This window comes from uncultured Barnesiella sp. (genome assembly GCF_946496565.1).
Classification (GTDB): Bacteria; Bacteroidota; Bacteroidia; order Bacteroidales; family Barnesiellaceae; genus Barnesiella; species Barnesiella merdigallinarum.
This window is the reverse complement of record NZ_CAMMHD010000009.1, coordinates 34,058-50,848: the sequence shown is the minus strand read 5'-3', so window position 1 is coordinate 50,848 and position 16,791 is coordinate 34,058. Positions and strand designations below refer to the sequence as shown.

The window sequence follows — 16,791 nt, the reverse complement described above, 5'->3', positions numbered from 1 at the left end:
AAGCGGGGCGAACAGGCGTTTTTCAAGTAAGAAGATAGTATTTCGAGGAGGGTATGAAAGCATGAAGATATTGTTGGCAGGCGATTACAGCAATTACCACCGGGCCCTGTCGCTGGCGTTGCGGCGCATGGGGCACGAAGTGACGGTGGCCTCCGACGGGTCGCGTTGGATGAATACGGCCCGCGACATCGACACCTCGCGTCCGTTCAGGAACAAGGTGGGCGGGCTGTTGTTGTGGGTCAAACTGAATACCCTGCTGCGGTCGCGGTTGGAGGGGTATGACATCGTACAAATCAATTCCCCCGGATTCGCCTCCTTGCAGCCTTGCCGGCTACGCCAGCTCTTCGACCGCCTGCTTGCCAGGAACGGGGCGGTCTATCTCACCGCCATGGGCACCGATACCTACTACATCGACTTTTGTCTGTCGGGCGCGTTGCGGTATACCGAGTGGCAGATAGGCGACCGGCCCTCGCCGCTTGCCCTGGCCCAGCCCGACGAGCTTCGGCGCTGGCAAGCTCCGGTACTGACCGACTATACCCGCTATGTGTATGAGCATGTGCGGGGGGTGGTGAGTGCCCTGTATGAATACAACGAGTCGTGCCGCCGGGTGGTCGACTCCTCGCGGTTGGCCTATGCCGGCATCCCCATCGATACCGATTCGTTCACGATGGCCCACGGCGACGAGATTCCCTCGCGGGTAAAGCTCTTTCTGGGGGTACACCGCGACCGCATGGTCGAGAAGGGTACCGACCGCATGTGGGCTGCCGCCCGAAGGGTGGCCGAGCGTCACCCCGACAAGTGCGAACTGGTCTTTGTCGAGAACCGTCCCTATCGCGAATATGTAGAGCTGATGCGGTCGTCGCATGTGGTGCTCGACCAGCTGTACAGCTACACGCCGGCTACTAACGCGCTGCTGGCGATGGCCCAGGGGCTGGTGGTGGTGAGCGGGGCCGAGCCCGAATATTACGATTTTATCGGGGAGAAGGAGAACCACCCGATTGTCAATGCCATCCCCGACGACGAAAAGCTGGAGGCACAGCTCGAGGAGCTGGTGCTTCACCCCGAGCGTCTGCCCGAGCAGGCGCGTCGCAGCCGCGAGTTTGTGGTGAAACACAATCGCGACGAGGTGGTAGCCCGGCGTTTTCTCGACTTTTGGGCCCGATGCCGATAGGGATGTTCTCCAACAAGTTTCTTAAAAATGTTTCTTGATCCACTCTTTCCCTCGCGAGAGGAGCAGCAGCGTGCCGTCGGTCCACGGCCGCCTTTTCCAGCGTAAAGCGATTTTCATCAATCGGAATATCAGCGGCAGCCGGGTAGCTGTCGTCACCATGTCGTAGTCGCAGCGGTAGACCTCCTCGATGAAGGCCCACCGTTCGTCGGCGGGGTAGTGCCCCTCGGCCGAGTAGAGGGCGTAAATCGACTGGTAGATGAGGTGCGCCCGCTCCTCCAGCAGGTAGCGGTCGTACTCCCGGTTGTCGATACCGAGCCGGGCAATGAGCTCTTGCCGCAGAGCGTAGGCCTCGCGGGCGTAGGCCGACAGTGCCTTGTAGGGGAGCAGCCGGTGGGTGAGCGATGCCGCCGTGGGGCGGTGAATATAGAGGTAGTCGGTGTGGGCGATTTGGGCTATCGAGTGGCAGTGCTTCACAAATTCCAGTACAAACAGGTGGTCTTCGCCATAGGAGTAGCGAGGGTCGAAACGAAGGTGGTGCTGCTCGATAATCTCACGTCTGAACAGTTTGTTGCAGGGCCCTTTGGTGGTGTCGTGTATCTCGGCATCGGCAAAGAGGAGGCCCCGTTCGCAGTCGGTCCGGGCCGAGCGGGTGCGGTCGAACCCGTGCGACTCTGTTCGTCCCGACGGCTCATGGAGCAGCGTTATGCCTGCGATGACCAGGTCGGCTGGAGTCGAGAGCAGGTGGGAGAGATAGGTGGGGGTCACACGGTCGTCGGCATCGACAAAGGCGATGTATTCGCCCCGTGCCTCGGTCAGTCCCCGGTTGCGGGCCGCCGATACCCCGGCGTTGCGCTGGTGAAGGGCCACGATGCGGGGCTCTCGGGCCGCATATCGGTCGATGAGGGCTGCCGAGCCGTCGGTCGAGCCGTCGTCGATAACCAGAATTTCGAACGACGGGTAGTCCTGGTGCAGCACGCTGTCGAGGCAGGCCGGCAGAAACTGCTCGGCATTGTAGACCGGTATGATGACAGAGATAAGCGGATTCATAAGCCTGTGGGTCCGTGGATATCACGCGGTACGGGCCCGAGACAAAAGTAACGATTTTTTTCAGAAAAACGAACTATCGACCGGAGGGCGTGTGCCGGGAACAGGCTTATTGGTCGTCACTCTTTTCCTTCGTCTTGGCGGGTAAGTCGTCGACCGTCACTCGATGCCCGTCTTGTTCTGCCGGCGGTAAGCCATGGGCGAAATCTGTTTCTGTTTCTTGAAAAACTTGCAGAAGGAGGCCTGGTCCGAGAAGTGAAGCCGCTCGGCAATCTGCCCGATGGAGATGCGGTCGTCTTCGAGCAAGGTCATGGCCTGGTGCGTAATTTCATCGCAGATGACGGCGTGAGGTGTTTTCCCCACCATCTCGCGCGCCACCCGGGTGAGGTGTTTGGTCGAGATGCAGAGAGCGTTGGCATAGAACTCGATGTGGTGCTCCTCGGCAAAATGTTTCGAGACAAGCGTCATGAAGTTGAGGGTGATAAAGTCGCGCTTGCTCACATAGGGCGGCATGTCGTTGGGGTTCTCCTGGTGCGAGAGCATGCAGTTGCCCAGCTCGAGGCTGAAGCTCTTGAAGTAGACACTGGCCAGTTCGCGGCGGTAGTAGTGCGAGGGGTTGGCGATAGTCTCTTTCAAAAGGTTGAGCTGAAGTTCGAGCCGGTCGATTTCGCTCGGCGAGAAGTGCCAGATGCGTATGTTGGGGTGCTCGAGCGAGTAGTGCAGGGGGCCGGGGCGCAGATTCTTGAGCGATTCGCTGGCAAACTCGAACGAGATGAAGAGGCACCATCCCCGCAGGTCGGACGAGGTCGAGTCGATGCGGGCCGTGGTGGTCTCCATGATGTCGAAATAGGAGTGGGCTCCAAGTTCGTAGGGGCGGTCGTTGAGGGTCAGGCTCATACTTCCCTGGCAGAGCATCATAAACATGCGGTTGCCCGTGATGGTGAGACCTTCCAATTTGTAAAACTGTTCGGGAGAAACAAGCAAAATCAGATTCCCTATCCGGCAACTCTCCGGGAAGAGGGAGGATAACACTTTTTGAGTCATGGTGCGATTGATATATACGATATTAAATCGTTACAAAAATAGGGCAAAATGTCTCTAAATTACAATTCTATACGTCAAATAGACATACGATTTCCTAATAAATTCTAATGGGGTGCTATTTGGACAAATCCTTGCGCCGATTGTCTAAGCAGTAGCCGGACAACACCATCTATTTTTACACCGGGAAATAACAAAATTAACTAAAAAATGAAGGTAAAAAGATTTTTAGTATGGGGTTTGTGCTGTGCCGGCATGTTGGCGGGATGTCAGCAAAAGGCCGGCATGCAGAGTAGCGGCGATACTTATCCGCTACTGACGGTAAAGCCGGAAGACCGACAACTCTCGGTGAAATACTCGGCTGTGATAGAAGGTAAACAAGATGTGGAGGTGCGCCCGCAGGTATCGGGCACCATCACCCGGGTGCTGGTCGAGGAGGGTGCCCATGTGCGCAAGGGCGAGGTGCTCTTTGTTATCGACCAGGTGCCCTATAAAGCCGCTTTGCAGAAGGCGGTCGCCGCAGTGGCTACGGCCGAGGCCAACGAGGCTACGGCCAAACAGACTCTGGAAGGGAAGGAGCTGCTCTTTGCCGACCGGGTGATTTCGAACTTTGAACTGCATACGGCCCAGAACGAGTACAAGAGTGCACAGGCTGCCTTGCAGCAGGCACAGGCCGAACTGACCGATGCGCAGAACAACCTCTCGTATACCGAGGTGAAGAGCCCCGTCGACGGCTATGCCGGCATGACCTCGTTTCGTATCGGGGCACTGGTGAGCTCGTCGATGACCGAGCCGCTCATCCGGGTATCGGACAATTCGCAGATGTATGTCTATTTCTCCCTCACCGAGAAACAGGTGCTCGCGCTCACGGCGCAATACGGGTCGCTCGACAAGGCCCTCGCCTCTTTCCCCGAGGTGTCGCTCGAGCTGAACGACGGCTCCGTGTACGGGACCAAGGGTCGGGTCGATGTCATCAGCGGCATGATCGACAAGACCACCGGCACGGTGAGCCTGCGGGCCGTATTCGACAACAAGGACAAACGGCTGTTGAGCGGCGGGTCGGCCAATGTGATTGTACCCTACGACCGCAAGCAGTGTATCGTCATACCGCAGGGCGGAACCTACGAGATACAGAACCGTGTGTTTGCCTACAAGGTGGTCGACGGGAAAGCGGTGTCGACTCCTATCGAGGTATTTGAGATAAACGACGGCACCGAGTATATCGTGGAGAGCGGTTTGCAATCGGGCGACGTGATTGTATCGGAGGGTGCGGGCCTGTTGAAAGAGGGTACCGTAGTCGACCCTGCGGCCGCCGCACAAGAGGTTAAAGAGGAGGATTGACCATGAAGCTGCAATATTTCATAGACCGGCCCATCTTGTCGATGGTGATTTCGGTCGTCATCCTCGTAGCAGGATTGATCGGGCTCTTTGCCCTGTCGGTGGAGCAATACCCCGACATCGCCCCGCCTACCATACGGGTATCGACCACCTATAGCGGCGCCAATGCCGAGGCGGTGCAGAAGAGTGTGATTGTGCCGCTCGAAGAGGCTATCAACGGCGTGGAGAACATGACCTACATGACCTCGACCGCCAGCAACACGGGCAGTGCCGAGATTACGGTCTACTTCAAACAGGGCAGCGACCCCGACATGGCGGCCGTGAACGTGCAGAACAAGGTCTCTACCGCCACCTCGCTGCTGCCGGCCGAGGTGACCAAGGTGGGCGTAACCACCATGAAGCGGCAGAGCAGCATGCTGAAGATTTTCGGCCTCTACAGTCCCAACGGCACCTACGACGAAGCGTTTCTCACCAACTACCTGAGCATCAATATCAAGCCGCAGATACAACGTATCTCGGGCGTAGGCGAGGTGAATGTGATGGGTGGCGACTATGCCATGCGTATCTGGCTGAAGCCCGACGTGATGGCCCAGTATGAGCTGGAGCCGAGCGACGTGGAGGCGGCCCTCGCGAGCCAGAACATCGAGGCCTCGACGGGAGCTATCGGCGAAGATTCGAAGAATGTCTATCAGTATACCCTCAAATACCGCGGACGTCTCGAGAAGGAGCAGGAGTTCGAGGAGATTGTCATCAAGGCCTTCGACGACGGCCGGGTGTTGCGGTTGAAAGATATTGCCACGGTCGAGCTGGGCTCGCAGAGCTACTCCTACACCGGCCGGGTGAACGGTGCGCCGGGTACGACCTGTATGATTAACCAGACGGCCGGAACCAATGCCAACGAAATCATCACCAACATCGACCAGTTGCTCGACGAGTTGCAGGAGAACCTGCCCGAGGATATGGAGATTGTGGAGCTGATGAGTACCAAGAACTTCCTCGACGCCTCGATCAACGAGGTAATCAAGACGCTGCTCGAGGCCATCGTGCTGGTGGTGCTGGTGGTTTACGTGTTCCTGCAGAACCCGCGGTCGACGCTTATCCCTACCGTCAGCATCTTCGTGTCGCTTATCGGTACCTTTGCCGTGCTCTATCTGGCCGGGTTCAGCATCAACCTGCTCACCCTCTTTGCCCTGGTGCTGGCCATCGGTACGATAGTCGACGATGCCATCATCGTAGTCGAGGCGGTGCAGGTGAAGTTCGACGAGGGGTATCGCTCGCCCTACAAGGCCTCGATCGATGCCATGAGCGGAATCTCGTCGGCCATCGTCACCTCTACGCTGGTGTTCATGGCGGTGTTTGTGCCGGTGTCGTTCATGGGGGGTACCTCGGGCGTGTTCTACACCCAGTTCGGTATCACCATGGCGGTAGCCGTGGGTATCTCGGCCATCAACGCCCTCTCCCTATCGCCGGCACTCTGTGCGCTGCTGTTGCGGCCCAACGAGATTCTGGTCGACGGGAAGAAGCCCGAGTTCTCGACCCGGTTCCGGCTGGCCTTCGATGCGATATTCAAACGCCTCGTGTTCAAGTATAAGGAGGGGGCCAAGTTCTTTATCAAGCACAAGTGGCTGGTGTGGACCTCGTTTGCCGCCTCGGTGGGGCTGCTGCTCTATCTGATGGCAACGACCAAGACCAGTCTGGTGCCCTCGGAAGATACCGGCTCCATCTTCGTGAGCCTCGATACCCCTGCCGGCAGCACGCTGGCCGAGACGGCGAGCATCATGGACAAGGTGGAGGCCGAGCTGAAGCAGATACCGCAAATCGACAACTTCAACAACGTGGCCGGTTTCGGTATGGGTACGGGCAGCGGCTCGTCGCACGGTATGTTTATCGTCAAGCTGAAACCTTGGGACGAGCGTCCCGGCAAGGAGAACAGCGTCGACGCTATCTCGGCCGAGATTTACCGGCGCACGGCCCATATCAAGAATGCCCGGTTGTTCGTCTTCTCGCCTCCCATGATTTCGGGTTACGGCACGGGAAACAGCTTCGAGCTCTATCTGCAGGACCGTTCGGGCAAGGGTATCGATGCCTTGAGCCAGGTGACCGACAACTTCCTGGCCAAGCTGAACCAGCGTCCCGAAATCGAGATGGCCTACACCTCGTTCAGTGCCAACTTCCCCCAGTACCGGGTCGATGTCGACGAGGCTCAGTGCCAGCGGGCCGGCATCACCACCGACAAGGTGCTCTCGGTGCTCTCGGGTTACTTCGGCAGTATCTACGCCTCGAACTTCAACCGGTTTACCAAATTGTACCGGGTTATCATTCAGGCCCCGTCGGACAGTCGCAAGAGTCTCCAGTCGCTCGACAATATCTTTGTGAAGACCTACGACGGCATGGCCCCCGTGAGCCAGTTTGTGAAACTCTCCAAGACCTACGGGGCCGAGTCGCTCACGCGGTTCAACATGTTCTCGTCGATTAACGTGCAGGGCATGCCAGCCAGCGGATACAGTTCGGGCGACGTGATCAATGCCGTGAAGGAGGTGGCGGCGCAAACCCTGCCTACCGGTTACGGTTACGAGTTCTCGGGTATGACCCGTGAGGAGGAGCAGATGGCCGATTCGCACGACACGGTAATCATCTACGGCATCTGTATTCTCTTCATCTACCTCATACTCTGTGCGCTCTACGAGAGCCTGTTTATCCCCATGGCGGTTATCCTGTCGGTACCGTTCGGCCTGATGGGCAGCTTCCTGTTTGCCCGGATGTGGGGTATCGAGAACAACATCTATTTGCAGACGGGCCTGATTATGCTCATCGGGTTGTTGTCGAAGACGGCCATCCTGCTCACCGAGTATGCCACCGAGCGGCGCAAGGAGGGGATGTCGCTGGCCCAGGCAGCCATTTCGGCAGCCGGTGTGCGGTTGCGTCCTATCCTGATGACGGCCCTGACGATGATTTTCGGTCTGCTGCCGTTGATGTTTGCATCGGGTGTCGGGGCCAACGGTAATACGTCGCTGGGTGTAGGCACCGTGGGCGGTATGCTCATCGGTACGGTAGCCCTGCTGTTTGTAACGCCCGTATTCTTCATTACCTTCCAGTATATCGAAGAGCGGGTGATGGGTAAACGAAAAGAGGACAGAAAGTTATGAAAAAGATAATGTGTATAGCAATGTGTGCCTTGCTGCTGAGCAGTTGCCACATCTACCGTAAATATGAACGGCCCCAAGAGCTGCCGGTCGACAGCCTCTTCAGGGGGGCCGAGTCGTACACGACCGACGACTCGCTCACCCTGGGCGACCTCCCCTGGGAGGAGATTTTCCAGGATACGTTGTTGCAGAACCTCATTCGGTTCGGCCTCGACAACAATACCGATTTGCAGACGGCCTTGCTGCGGGTCGACCAGGCCAAGGCGCAGTTGACGGCTGCCCGGCTGGCCTTCTTGCCGTCGCTCACCCTCTCGCCGCAAGGCTCGATAAGCAGCACCGATGGAGCCAAGGCGGTGAAGAGCTACGAGATTCCGGTGCAGGCCAGTTGGGAGATAGACCTATTCGGCAACCTGCTCAACGCCGCGCGGGGTTCCCGCTCCACGCTGTTGCAGCAGGAGGCGTATCGGCAGGCGGTGCAGTCGGAGGTGATAGCCACGATTGCCAACGACTACTACACGCTGATGATGCTCGACGAGCAGGTCGAGCTGAGCCGGTCGACCCTGGAACTGTGGAAAGAGCAGGTGCGCATCATGGAGTCGCTGTTGAAGGTGGGCGAGGAGACCGAGAATGCTGTCACCCAGGCGCGGGCCAACCTGTATGAACTGGAGGCCACCCACAACGACCTGCTGCGGCAGCAGCGCGAGGCCGAGAATGCCCTTTGTACCGTGCTGGGGGTGACACCCCGGACCATCGAGCGGGGGCAGTTGGCCGGGCAGCAGTTCCCCGAGATTTTCAACGTGGGGGTACCGTTGCGGTTGCTCTCGAAACGGCCCGATGTGCGTGAAGCCGAGATGACCTTGGCCAGTGCCTACTATACGACCAACCAGGCCCGCTCGGCCTTCTATCCCAACCTCACCCTCACGGGCAGTGCGGGGTGGACCAACGCGCTGGGACAGGTGGTGACCAATCCCGGCGGATGGATTCTCTCGGCCGTGGCCTCGCTGACCCAGCCGATTTTCAACCGGGGAAAACTGATTTCGAACCTGCGGGTATCGAAAGACGAGGAGCAAATTGCCTTGCTCAACTACAAGCAGACGCTGCTCGATGCCGGGCAGGAGGTGAGCGACGCGCTCTATGCCGTCGAGTCGGCCCAGCGCAATCTGGAGATTCACCAGAAGCAGTGCCGCGAACTGGAGCGCACGGTCGAAACTTCGGAAGCTCTCTACAAAACGGGCAATGCCACTTACCTCGAACTGCTCACGGCCCAACAGTCGTTGCTGAATGCCCGGCTGAACCTGGTGTCGGACAGTTTCACCCACTGTCAGTCCATCATCACCCTCTACAACGCCTTGGGGGGTGGCAGCAACTGACGGTGACAGACCCGCAGAGGGTTGAGGGGGAGCCTGTTTGAGTGCCCCCGCTTTCGATAGAGCTGTTTTAGTGATGATTGATAAAAAGGTGGTGCAGCGACAAACCGAGACTTGTGCTCTCGTTTGCCGCTGCACTTGTTTTATCGGGAGGCCGCACGCAGGAGCGAGGCCGTCACTTGTTTTTTTCGGTGAGGTATTTCCAGTATCGCACGGGCATGTCTTTCCGCTGTTTCCGGGGATTGAGCCGGTCGCGTATGCAGACGGCCTTGAAGTAGGTGCGCCACAGCTCCTGGAACAGTTTTTCGTCGTCGGCCATGAGCGACTCGTCCAGCTTGCCGGTGACGAAGTGGGACAGGCTCTCGTCGAAGGTCACCTGAGTGACCTCGTGCTGGTCGTAGTAATAGCCGTAGTGGCGCCTCTTGTCGTAGAGGACAAAGGGCTGGTCGGCAAAGCGGTCCTTGAAGTGGGCTATGGCCAGCGGCAAGACGTTGTATTGCGGCTCCATGATGCCGAAGTAGGTGCCGTCGGCCGCCTTCTGGAAGCGGATGAACTGCATCATGCGCAGACGCTCGTACAGCACCTTGCGGAAGGTGTTGGTGACAAACAGAATGTCGTCGTCGGCCAGGTTGTTCTCGAGGCTTACGGGGCTGTCGATATTCTTGCAGATGTAGCGAAACAGGTGCAGGTCCAGTTCGGGCAGCTCCGAGAGGTAGCTTACGGTGAGGCACGAGAGAGCATCCTTCGACAGCTTCTTCTCGAGCGCCTTCCACACCCGGCCCGCCTTCGCTTCGTCGGTGATGACCGGGTGCACCTCGTCGTAGAAGAGGGGGAGCGGCTCGTCGGTGCCCTGAATCGCCTGCGGGAACGAACGGCGGGCGTAGGCGTCGAACACGACGGTGAGCATGCCGTCGAACGTGCGGTCGTATTGAAAGATAATCAGAGACACGGCGGAGTATCGTTAATCGTGGAACAGGGGTAGTTGCAACTGGTGGTCGTCTCGCCGCTTCGAGGTCGACGGGGTGAGCAGTCGCCTTACGTTCTCGGGGCGGAGTTCGTTGACGGTAGGTGACGTCAGCTCGCCGCAGGTGATGAAGTATTTGGCTTTCTTCATCACTACCCCCATCTTCTTCAGATGCGAGCTGTTGATGCGATTGAAGCGGCGGGAGTTGACGATGAGGGTGGCCGATTTCACCCCGATGCCGGGAACCCGGAGGATGAGTTCGTAGGGAGCCTTGTTGATGTCGACCGGGAAGACTTCGGGGTGACGTAGGGCCCACGCCAGCTTGGGGTCAATCTCGAGGTCGAGGTCGGGGTTGGCATCGTCGACAATCTCGTCGACCTTGAACTGGTAGAAGCGCAAGAGCCAGTCGGCCTGGTAGAGGCGGTTTTCGCGTACCAGAGGAGGCTGCTTCAGCATGGGGAGCCGGGTGTCGTAGGTGTTGACATGGATATAGCCCGAGTAGTAGACACGTCGCATGGTGGGACGGGCGTAGAGGGCCGACGACAGCCGCAGGATGTCGCGGTCGTGGTCGGGGGTAGCCCCCACAATCATCTGCGTGCTCTGCCCGGCCGGGACGAAACGAGGGGCGTGCCTGAAGAGTTTGCGCTCCTCTTTCGAGGCGAGGGTCTGTTGCTGGATGTAGGCCATGGGCTCGTAGACGCTTTTGAAATCTTTTTCGGGAGCCAGCAGTTTCAGTGAGCATTCGTTGGGAATCTCGATGTTCACGCTCATGCGGTCGGCATATTTGCCGGCCTCGTTCACCAGTTCGCGGCTGGCTCCGGGAATACTTTTCAGGTGGATGTAGCCGTTGAACCGGTGGATGGTGCGCAAGTCTTTCACGACGGCTACCAGACGCTCCATGGTGTAATCGGGGTTACGCACCACGCCCGAGCTGAGGAACAGTCCCTCGATGTAGTTGCGCCGGTAAAATTCGATGGTGAGCTCCACCAGCTCCCGCACCGAAAAGGTGGCCCGCGGAATATCGTTGCTCCGTCGGTTGATGCAGTAGGCACAGTCGTACATGCACGAGTTGGTGAGCATCGTTTTCAGCAGCGAGATGCAACGACCGTCGTCGGCAAAACTGTGGCATATACCTATCCCGCCCACCGTATTGCCCAACCCTCCCCGGGTGTTGGACCGTACGGTGCCGCTCGACGAACACGATACATCGTATTTTGCCGATTCGGTAAGTATCTTCAGTTTCTTCAGCGTCTCTTCGGTCATGGCGGCAGATGAGTATAAGTTGGTTACATCGTTGTGAATCAATGGGGTGACGGTGGTTTTTTAAAAAGAATAAGCCAAACGGCATCGCCCCGATTGCTGCAACTTTCCCGGAGGATAAAGTTACACCGTTTTTGCCGTATCGGCGACAATTTTAAGAAAAGAATTTATAATTGGGATGGGGAAAGATAAACGCATGGCTTCTGTCTTGATAGAAGCCTGATTGGCTATCGAAGATTTATGACAGAAGGAAGGTCAGGATGGTTGAGGGGAGTATCGAATAGAATAAAAAAATCCCACCAATCTGGCAGGATTTTCTGTCTATTTCCTTATTTCCAAATTATACGAATTTTATTCCCCCGATTTCGTGGGCAAATTCATGCAGGGATTTCTCAATCTTTTCGATGGTCGTTTTTGAGGGCTTCCTTCGGCCTGTTACATAATGACTCAACTGCCCTTGATTGACACCCGTGATACGAGCCAAACCTGCCAACGAAAAGGCGTAGGCATAGTAATTAAGGAAAGATGCTATGTCATAAGTAAAATTAAACTCTACGTCAGGAAACTTTTTCCCATTCATTTGATAAACTTCTTTCATCTCATCAACGGCTGCCAAAAAATCATTTTTGGTTTCTTCAACGCTTTTTCCTTCTCCAATGCAACCGAATTCGCAGTTGTTGTCAGGAATGAATGCTGAATAGGTGCCGTCAACTCCCCGTTCAATAACAACGCTGATTTCTTTCTTTGCCATATTCTTGTATTTTACCTTGATAACTGACTGATTTATCAAGTATAGTAATTAAAAATAGTAAAATATATATAGTGTAAGATATGGGTTACTCAATCCCCGCATCCCTTTTAATGCTTTTCAATGTACCCGGTTTCACCTCTTCTGATTTATGGTGGCTTGTTTGAAAATATTTTCCTGTTTTGGGGCTATACCATGTTGGGTGAGCTCCATTATTTTTTATCAGTTCACAACCGGCTTTTTTTAGAAGTCGTTCAAGTTCATTGTATTTCACTCCAACCTCCTTTCTTTTGTGATATTGAGCATATAATCGTCATACACAACATGCGATAGTCACAATGCAAAGATACGAATATCAATATCATTTGCAACCTTTTTGATATTATTTTTAATATCATTTTTGACTTTTTCCTTTGTCTCTATTCCGCATAGATTACATTATGTACAAGTAGCAGTGCATTATTCCCGTTTTTCTCATATATATGAGATATGCTTCAGTATAAAAATCAAGTGAGTTTGTTTTTCTATTTTCGACTTTCGTTATATTTGTAACGATGAAACCGACAAGCATAGCCATAGTGGTGCCCGTCTATAATCGGGAGAAGGAGTTGGTGCGGACGTTTGCCTCGATTGTAGCGCAGACCTACCGGCCCCTGCATGTCGTGCTGGTCGATAACGGGTCGACCGACGGGTCGCTGGCGCTGTGCCGGGAGCTGAAAGCCCGTTACGAGAGCGACAACTTCGAAGTGACGGTGATCCAGGAGGCGAAGCGGGGCCCTTCGGCGGCCCGCAACCGGGGGGTGTCGTGCGTGCGGGAGGAGTTTGTCTCGTTCTTCGATAGTGACGATACCTACGTGCCCGAGGCTATCGCCCGGTATATGCAGGCTTTCGACAGCCATCCGCAGGCCGACATCGTGGGGTGTACGGTCGAGATGGTGCCCGAGGAGGGCCGTCCCTATCGGGCCAAGGCGGTATTCTCTAACCGGGTGGAGCCCCATCTGTTCCATTGCACGCTGGGTACACAGCGCTATGCGGTGCGTACGGCGTTGGTGCGGGCCGTAGGCGGATGGCGCGAGGAGTATATGCGTTGGGAAGATTGGGAGCTGGGGCTGCGCCTCTTACTGGCTACCGACCGGGTGGTGTGGATCGAGCGGCCGCCGCTGGTCCATGTCTATCTGCATGCCGACAGCATTACCGGCTATCGCTATGCCCCCAACAGTGACGATATTTTGCAGGCTATTGCCCATGCCCATGCCGATGTGGAGCAGAGCAACCATCCCGACAAGCGTCGTCTGCACCGGCTCTTGCTCTACAAGCAGATGGTAGTGGCCGGTCTGTGCCGTCGCGAGAAGAGCCCTCGAGGGCCCGAAATTTATCACTGGACCCTCGACCAGGTTCGCGACGACAGCACCTTGCGGTGGTTTCTGCCGCTGGTCTATCGTTATGTGTCGTGGGGAGGGCGCGGTTCGGCTATTCTGGCCGAACGGCTGTTACACTGATTTTTTTTCGAATTGCAGGTTGTCGAGCAGACAAGTGTAGAGCTCGATGGCTTCGCGTATCTCGTCGAGGAGGATATACTCGTCGGCCGTGTGGGAGCGCGACGATTCGCCCGGTCCTATCTTGACCGAAGGGAAGGGCATGAGCGCCTGGTCCGAGAGGGTAGGCGACCCGAAGGGTTCGCGTCCGGTGAGTACGCACCGTCGCACGAAGGGGTGTCGTGGCGATATGGACGACGAGTTGAGCCGCAGCGAGCGGGGGGTGAAGGTCACGTCGGGGAAGTTCTCGCGCAGGATTTCGACCGCCTGGGCGTTGGTGTAGCAATCGGTAGTGCGCAGGTCGATGACGAAGTTGCAGCGGTCGGGCACCACGTTGTGCTGCGTGCCGGCCTCTATCTGGGTGACGGTGAGTTTCGTCCGTCCCAGCCACTCCGAGACGAGGGGGAACTCGAATCGCCGCAGCCGTTCGATAGCCTCGGTGGCTTTGTAGAGGGCGTTGATTCCCTCTTCGCGGGCAGCGTGTCCCGACCGCCCGTGCGTGGCACAGTCGAGCACCAGCAGCCCCTTTTCGCAGATGGCCGGTTGCATGGCCGTAGGTTCGCCCACGATGGCCAGATCGACAGGGGGCAGCTCCTGCAAGGCCCGGGCGATGCCGTTCGCTCCCGAAACCTCCTCTTCGGCCGAAGCCAGGAAAATCAGGTTGTAGGGTTGCTCGCTGTCGGCCAGGAACAGGAAGGCGGCGAGCAGCGATACCAGACTGGCTCCGGCGTCGTTGCTGCCCAGACCGTAGAGGCGACCTTCCTCTTCGGCAGGTTCAAAAGGGTTGCGGCTCCAGCTGGCCACCGGTTTCACGGTGTCGATGTGCGAGTTGAGCAGGAGGGTCGGTTTCGCCGGGTCGTACTTCCCGGCCAAGGTCCATACGTTGTTGCCGATGCGGTGCGGGGTGAATCGGTTTTTTTCGAGCGTTTCGCACAGGAGTTGGGCTGCCTGTCCCTCCTCCCGGCTGACCGAAGGGGTGGCAATGAGCCGGTGCAGCAGGTCGGTGGCTATGTAGTAGAGTTCGTCTTTCGAATACATGGTGGTTACGAGTTTATGCAAAAGTAGTTTATTTTTATCTCTTTCAGTAACTTCTTGTACAAATTGTAGGGAAAGGTCGAAAAAACGAGGATAAAATATTAACAGTAATTAACTATTTGAATTTGAGGGGATAAATCGTCCGAAATGTTGATAAATAGATAGGAAGTCTTGCGTTTTTGCTATGTCGAGTTGGCAAAATGAAAGTGCCCAATCTGCTTAAAACTTATTAAAATGGTCATAGAGTCAATATAATGCGTAACTTTGCAGCGGATTTATAACTGAATTTATGGTAAATCAACTTACCGCTTTGGTTCGCAAACAGGCTGCCAAATACGGAAACCGTGAGGCGTTCAGCCATAAGGACTATGAGCACAATCAATGGGTTCCTACCTCTTGGAACCGTTTCTCTGAACAGGTATCGTACATAGCGCAAGCTATGGTTCTCTTAGGTATTCGCGAGCAAGAAAACATTTCGACATATACACAAAACAAACCCGAAGGTCTCATCGTGGATTTTGCGGCATTCGACAACCGTGCGGTAGTCGTTCCGCTCTATCCCACCAGTTCGCTCGACCAGATTAAGTACATCATCGACGAAGCCGAGGTGCGCTTTCTGTTTGTGGGCGGGCAGGTGCAGTACGACAATGCCATTGTGGCCCTGCGTGAGTGTCCTACGCTCGAGAAACTCATTCTTTTCGACCCTGCCATCAAGCGGACTGCCGACGACCATACGTCGATCTATTTCGATGACCTCATGGAGCAGGGCCGTCTGGCCGGTGCCGATGTGGTAGCCGAGGTAGAACGCCGTCGCAATGCCGGTACGCCCGACGATTTGGCCACGCTCATCTACACCTCGGGTACGACCGGCGAGCCCAAAGGGGTGATGCTGGCTCACTCGAATTACGACGAGGCCATGCGCATTCACCTGCAACGGTTGGTGACTTGCTCCGACAGCGACGTATCGCTCTGCTTCCTGCCGTTGACCCACGTCTTCGAGCGGGCTTGGTCGTACTACTGCCTGACGGTAGGCATGCGCATTGCCATCAACGTAGACCCCAAGGATATACAGAATACCATTCGCGAGGTGCGTCCTACCATCATGTGCAGCGTGCCCCGTTTCTGGGAGAAGGTCTACTCGGCCATCCAGGACAAACTGTCGAAGACGAAGGGGATGACCCGTCGTCTCACCGAACGGGCTTTTGCCATCGGACGCCGTCGCAATGTGGAGTATCTGCGTGTAGGAAAACGGGTTCCGCTGTGGCTCGAGTGTCAGTACAAATTCTACGACAAGTTCGTATTCTCGAAAATCCGTCGAGCCGTAGGGGTGGAGAACGGCAATATCTTCCCCACCGCCGGGGCTCCGCTCTCCGATACCATCAACGAATTTCTGCACATCTGCGGCATCAATATCGTCTATGGCTATGGTTTGTCGGAGACGACGGCCACGGTGAGCTGCTTCGACCTGACCGGCTACGAGTTCGGTACCGTAGGCTCGCTCATGCCCGATATTCAGGTGAAGTTGGGCGAGAACAACGAGATACTGGTGAAGGGCAAGACCGTGATGAAGGGCTACTATCGCAAGCCCGAGGAGACGGCCCGCGTCTTTACCGAGGACGGCTGGTTCCGCACGGGCGATGCCGGCAAGATAAACGACGAAGGGGCTTTGGCCTTGACCGAGCGTTTGAAAGACCTCTTCAAGACTTCGAACGGGAAATACATTGCCCCGCAGGCTCTGGAGACCCGCCTGGGCGAAGACAAGTATATCGATCAGGTAGCCGTCATCGGCGACCAGCGCAAGTATGTGACGGCCATCATTATCCCGGCCTTCGAGGCCCTGAAGGAGTATGCCGCTCAGAAGCACATACAGTACCGCACCCTCGAGGATCTGGTGAAGAACCAGAAGATTCATGCTCTTATCTCGGAGCGTATCGACGCGCTGCAAAAGAACTTTGCCCGCTTCGAGCAAATCAAGCGTTTCACGCTGCTGCCGAGAGCCTTCAGCATGGAGAAAGGCGAGTTGACCAACACGCTCAAGATACGCCGGTCGGTCATCAACCTGCTCTACAAGGAGGAGATAGAGGCGATGTATGCCTAAAAACGAAAACCGAAATTTGGTAAATAGCACAAGGGTGTATAATTTTG

The 16,791-nt window shown here is 56.2% G+C and carries 13 protein-coding genes; 6 read left to right on the top strand and 7 right to left on the bottom strand.

The genetic code is table 11. The features are described from left to right. Window positions 1-61 precede the first annotated feature (61 nt). Entirely contained in the window at window positions 62-1,171 is a 1,110-nt protein-coding gene (locus Q1K76_RS06375) for a glycosyltransferase family 1 protein (protein ID WP_300131922.1), read from the top strand. Window positions 1,172-1,192: 21 nt separating this feature from the next. Here Q1K76_RS06375 and Q1K76_RS06370 read toward each other — a convergent pair whose 3' ends face one another. Further along, window positions 1,193-2,218, bottom strand: coding sequence for a glycosyltransferase (locus tag Q1K76_RS06370; RefSeq protein ID WP_300131919.1), 1,026 nt, complete (start codon window positions 2,216-2,218; stop codon window positions 1,193-1,195). Between the two features lie 156 nt (window positions 2,219-2,374). Then, window positions 2,375-3,169 carry an AraC family transcriptional regulator gene (locus Q1K76_RS06365; protein ID WP_300131917.1) on the bottom strand — a complete coding sequence of 265 codons (795 nt, stop codon included), beginning with the start codon at window positions 3,167-3,169 and terminating at the stop codon, window positions 2,375-2,377. A gap of 297 nt (window positions 3,170-3,466) precedes the next feature. On the opposite strand from Q1K76_RS06365, the gene Q1K76_RS06360 reads away from it, so the two are divergent. The 3 genes from Q1K76_RS06360 to Q1K76_RS06350 are packed head-to-tail and all read left to right on the top strand — an operon-like array spanning window position 3,467 to window position 9,107. Next, complete coding sequence (locus Q1K76_RS06360; protein ID WP_300131914.1) at window positions 3,467-4,597, top strand: efflux RND transporter periplasmic adaptor subunit; 1,131 nt, start codon at window positions 3,467-3,469, stop codon at window positions 4,595-4,597. 2 nt (window positions 4,598-4,599) lie between these two features. Then, window positions 4,600-7,740, top strand: coding sequence for an efflux RND transporter permease subunit (locus Q1K76_RS06355; RefSeq protein ID WP_300131912.1), 3,141 nt, complete (start codon window positions 4,600-4,602; stop codon window positions 7,738-7,740). Then, window positions 7,737-9,107 carry an efflux transporter outer membrane subunit gene (locus Q1K76_RS06350; RefSeq protein WP_300131909.1) on the top strand — a complete coding sequence of 457 codons (1,371 nt, stop codon included), beginning with the start codon at window positions 7,737-7,739 and terminating at the stop codon, window positions 9,105-9,107. Before Q1K76_RS06355 ends, Q1K76_RS06350 begins: the two co-directional genes overlap by 4 nt. 172 nt (window positions 9,108-9,279) lie before the next feature. Here Q1K76_RS06350 and Q1K76_RS06345 read toward each other — a convergent pair whose 3' ends face one another. The 4 genes from Q1K76_RS06345 to Q1K76_RS06330 form a co-directional block, all read right to left on the bottom strand. After that, window positions 9,280-10,047 (bottom strand): TIGR03915 family putative DNA repair protein, encoded by a 768-nt coding sequence (locus Q1K76_RS06345; RefSeq protein ID WP_300132008.1) that lies wholly within the window; start codon window positions 10,045-10,047, stop codon window positions 9,280-9,282. An 18-nt stretch (window positions 10,048-10,065) separates the two neighbouring features. Beyond that, window positions 10,066-11,331 (bottom strand): putative DNA modification/repair radical SAM protein, encoded by a 1,266-nt coding sequence (locus tag Q1K76_RS06340; RefSeq protein WP_300131906.1) that lies wholly within the window; start codon window positions 11,329-11,331, stop codon window positions 10,066-10,068. 337 nt (window positions 11,332-11,668) lie between these two features. Continuing rightward, a complete protein-coding gene (locus Q1K76_RS06335) occupies window positions 11,669-12,079 on the bottom strand; it encodes a type II toxin-antitoxin system HicB family antitoxin (protein WP_258326822.1) in 411 nt (136 codons plus the stop codon). Between the two features lie 85 nt (window positions 12,080-12,164). After that, window positions 12,165-12,350 (bottom strand): type II toxin-antitoxin system HicA family toxin, encoded by a 186-nt coding sequence (locus Q1K76_RS06330; RefSeq protein WP_258326821.1) that lies wholly within the window; start codon window positions 12,348-12,350, stop codon window positions 12,165-12,167. Between the two features lie 280 nt (window positions 12,351-12,630). On the opposite strand from Q1K76_RS06330, the gene Q1K76_RS06325 reads away from it, so the two are divergent. Continuing rightward, complete coding sequence (locus Q1K76_RS06325; protein ID WP_300131902.1) at window positions 12,631-13,575, top strand: glycosyltransferase family A protein; 945 nt, start codon at window positions 12,631-12,633, stop codon at window positions 13,573-13,575. Here Q1K76_RS06325 and Q1K76_RS06320 read toward each other — a convergent pair. Then, on the bottom strand, window positions 13,567-14,649 hold the full coding sequence (locus tag Q1K76_RS06320; RefSeq protein ID WP_300131899.1) for a M20 family metallo-hydrolase: 1,083 nt from the start codon (window positions 14,647-14,649) through the stop codon (window positions 13,567-13,569). The genes Q1K76_RS06325 and Q1K76_RS06320 overlap by 9 nt on opposite strands. A 286-nt stretch (window positions 14,650-14,935) precedes the next feature. Here Q1K76_RS06320 and Q1K76_RS06315 point away from each other — a divergent pair, with 286 nt between their 5' ends. Next, window positions 14,936-16,744: a long-chain fatty acid--CoA ligase gene (locus tag Q1K76_RS06315; RefSeq protein ID WP_087408008.1), complete on the top strand. Its 1,809-nt coding sequence runs from the start codon at window positions 14,936-14,938 to the stop codon at window positions 16,742-16,744. Window positions 16,745-16,791: the final 47 nt, after the last annotated feature.

Excerpts from the sequence above, each read along its gene's own strand:
- Q1K76_RS06375 (WP_300131922.1), top strand. The coding sequence starts at position 62 with ATGAAGATATTGTTGGCAGGCGATTACAGCAATTACCACCGGGCCCTG.
- Q1K76_RS06370 (WP_300131919.1), bottom strand. The coding sequence starts at position 2,218 with ATGAATCCGCTTATCTCTGTCATCATACCGGTCTACAATGCCGAGCAG.
- Q1K76_RS06360 (WP_300131914.1), top strand. The coding sequence starts at position 3,467 with ATGAAGGTAAAAAGATTTTTAGTATGGGGTTTGTGCTGTGCCGGCATG.
- Q1K76_RS06355 (WP_300131912.1), top strand. The coding sequence starts at position 4,600 with ATGAAGCTGCAATATTTCATAGACCGGCCCATCTTGTCGATGGTGATT.
- Q1K76_RS06350 (WP_300131909.1), top strand. The coding sequence starts at position 7,737 with ATGAAAAAGATAATGTGTATAGCAATGTGTGCCTTGCTGCTGAGCAGT.
- Q1K76_RS06340 (WP_300131906.1), bottom strand. The coding sequence starts at position 11,331 with ATGACCGAAGAGACGCTGAAGAAACTGAAGATACTTACCGAATCGGCA.
- Q1K76_RS06335 (WP_258326822.1), bottom strand. The coding sequence starts at position 12,079 with ATGGCAAAGAAAGAAATCAGCGTTGTTATTGAACGGGGAGTTGACGGC.
- Q1K76_RS06325 (WP_300131902.1), top strand. The coding sequence starts at position 12,631 with ATGAAACCGACAAGCATAGCCATAGTGGTGCCCGTCTATAATCGGGAG.
- Q1K76_RS06320 (WP_300131899.1), bottom strand. The coding sequence starts at position 14,649 with ATGTATTCGAAAGACGAACTCTACTACATAGCCACCGACCTGCTGCAC.
- Q1K76_RS06315 (WP_087408008.1), top strand. The coding sequence starts at position 14,936 with ATGGTAAATCAACTTACCGCTTTGGTTCGCAAACAGGCTGCCAAATAC.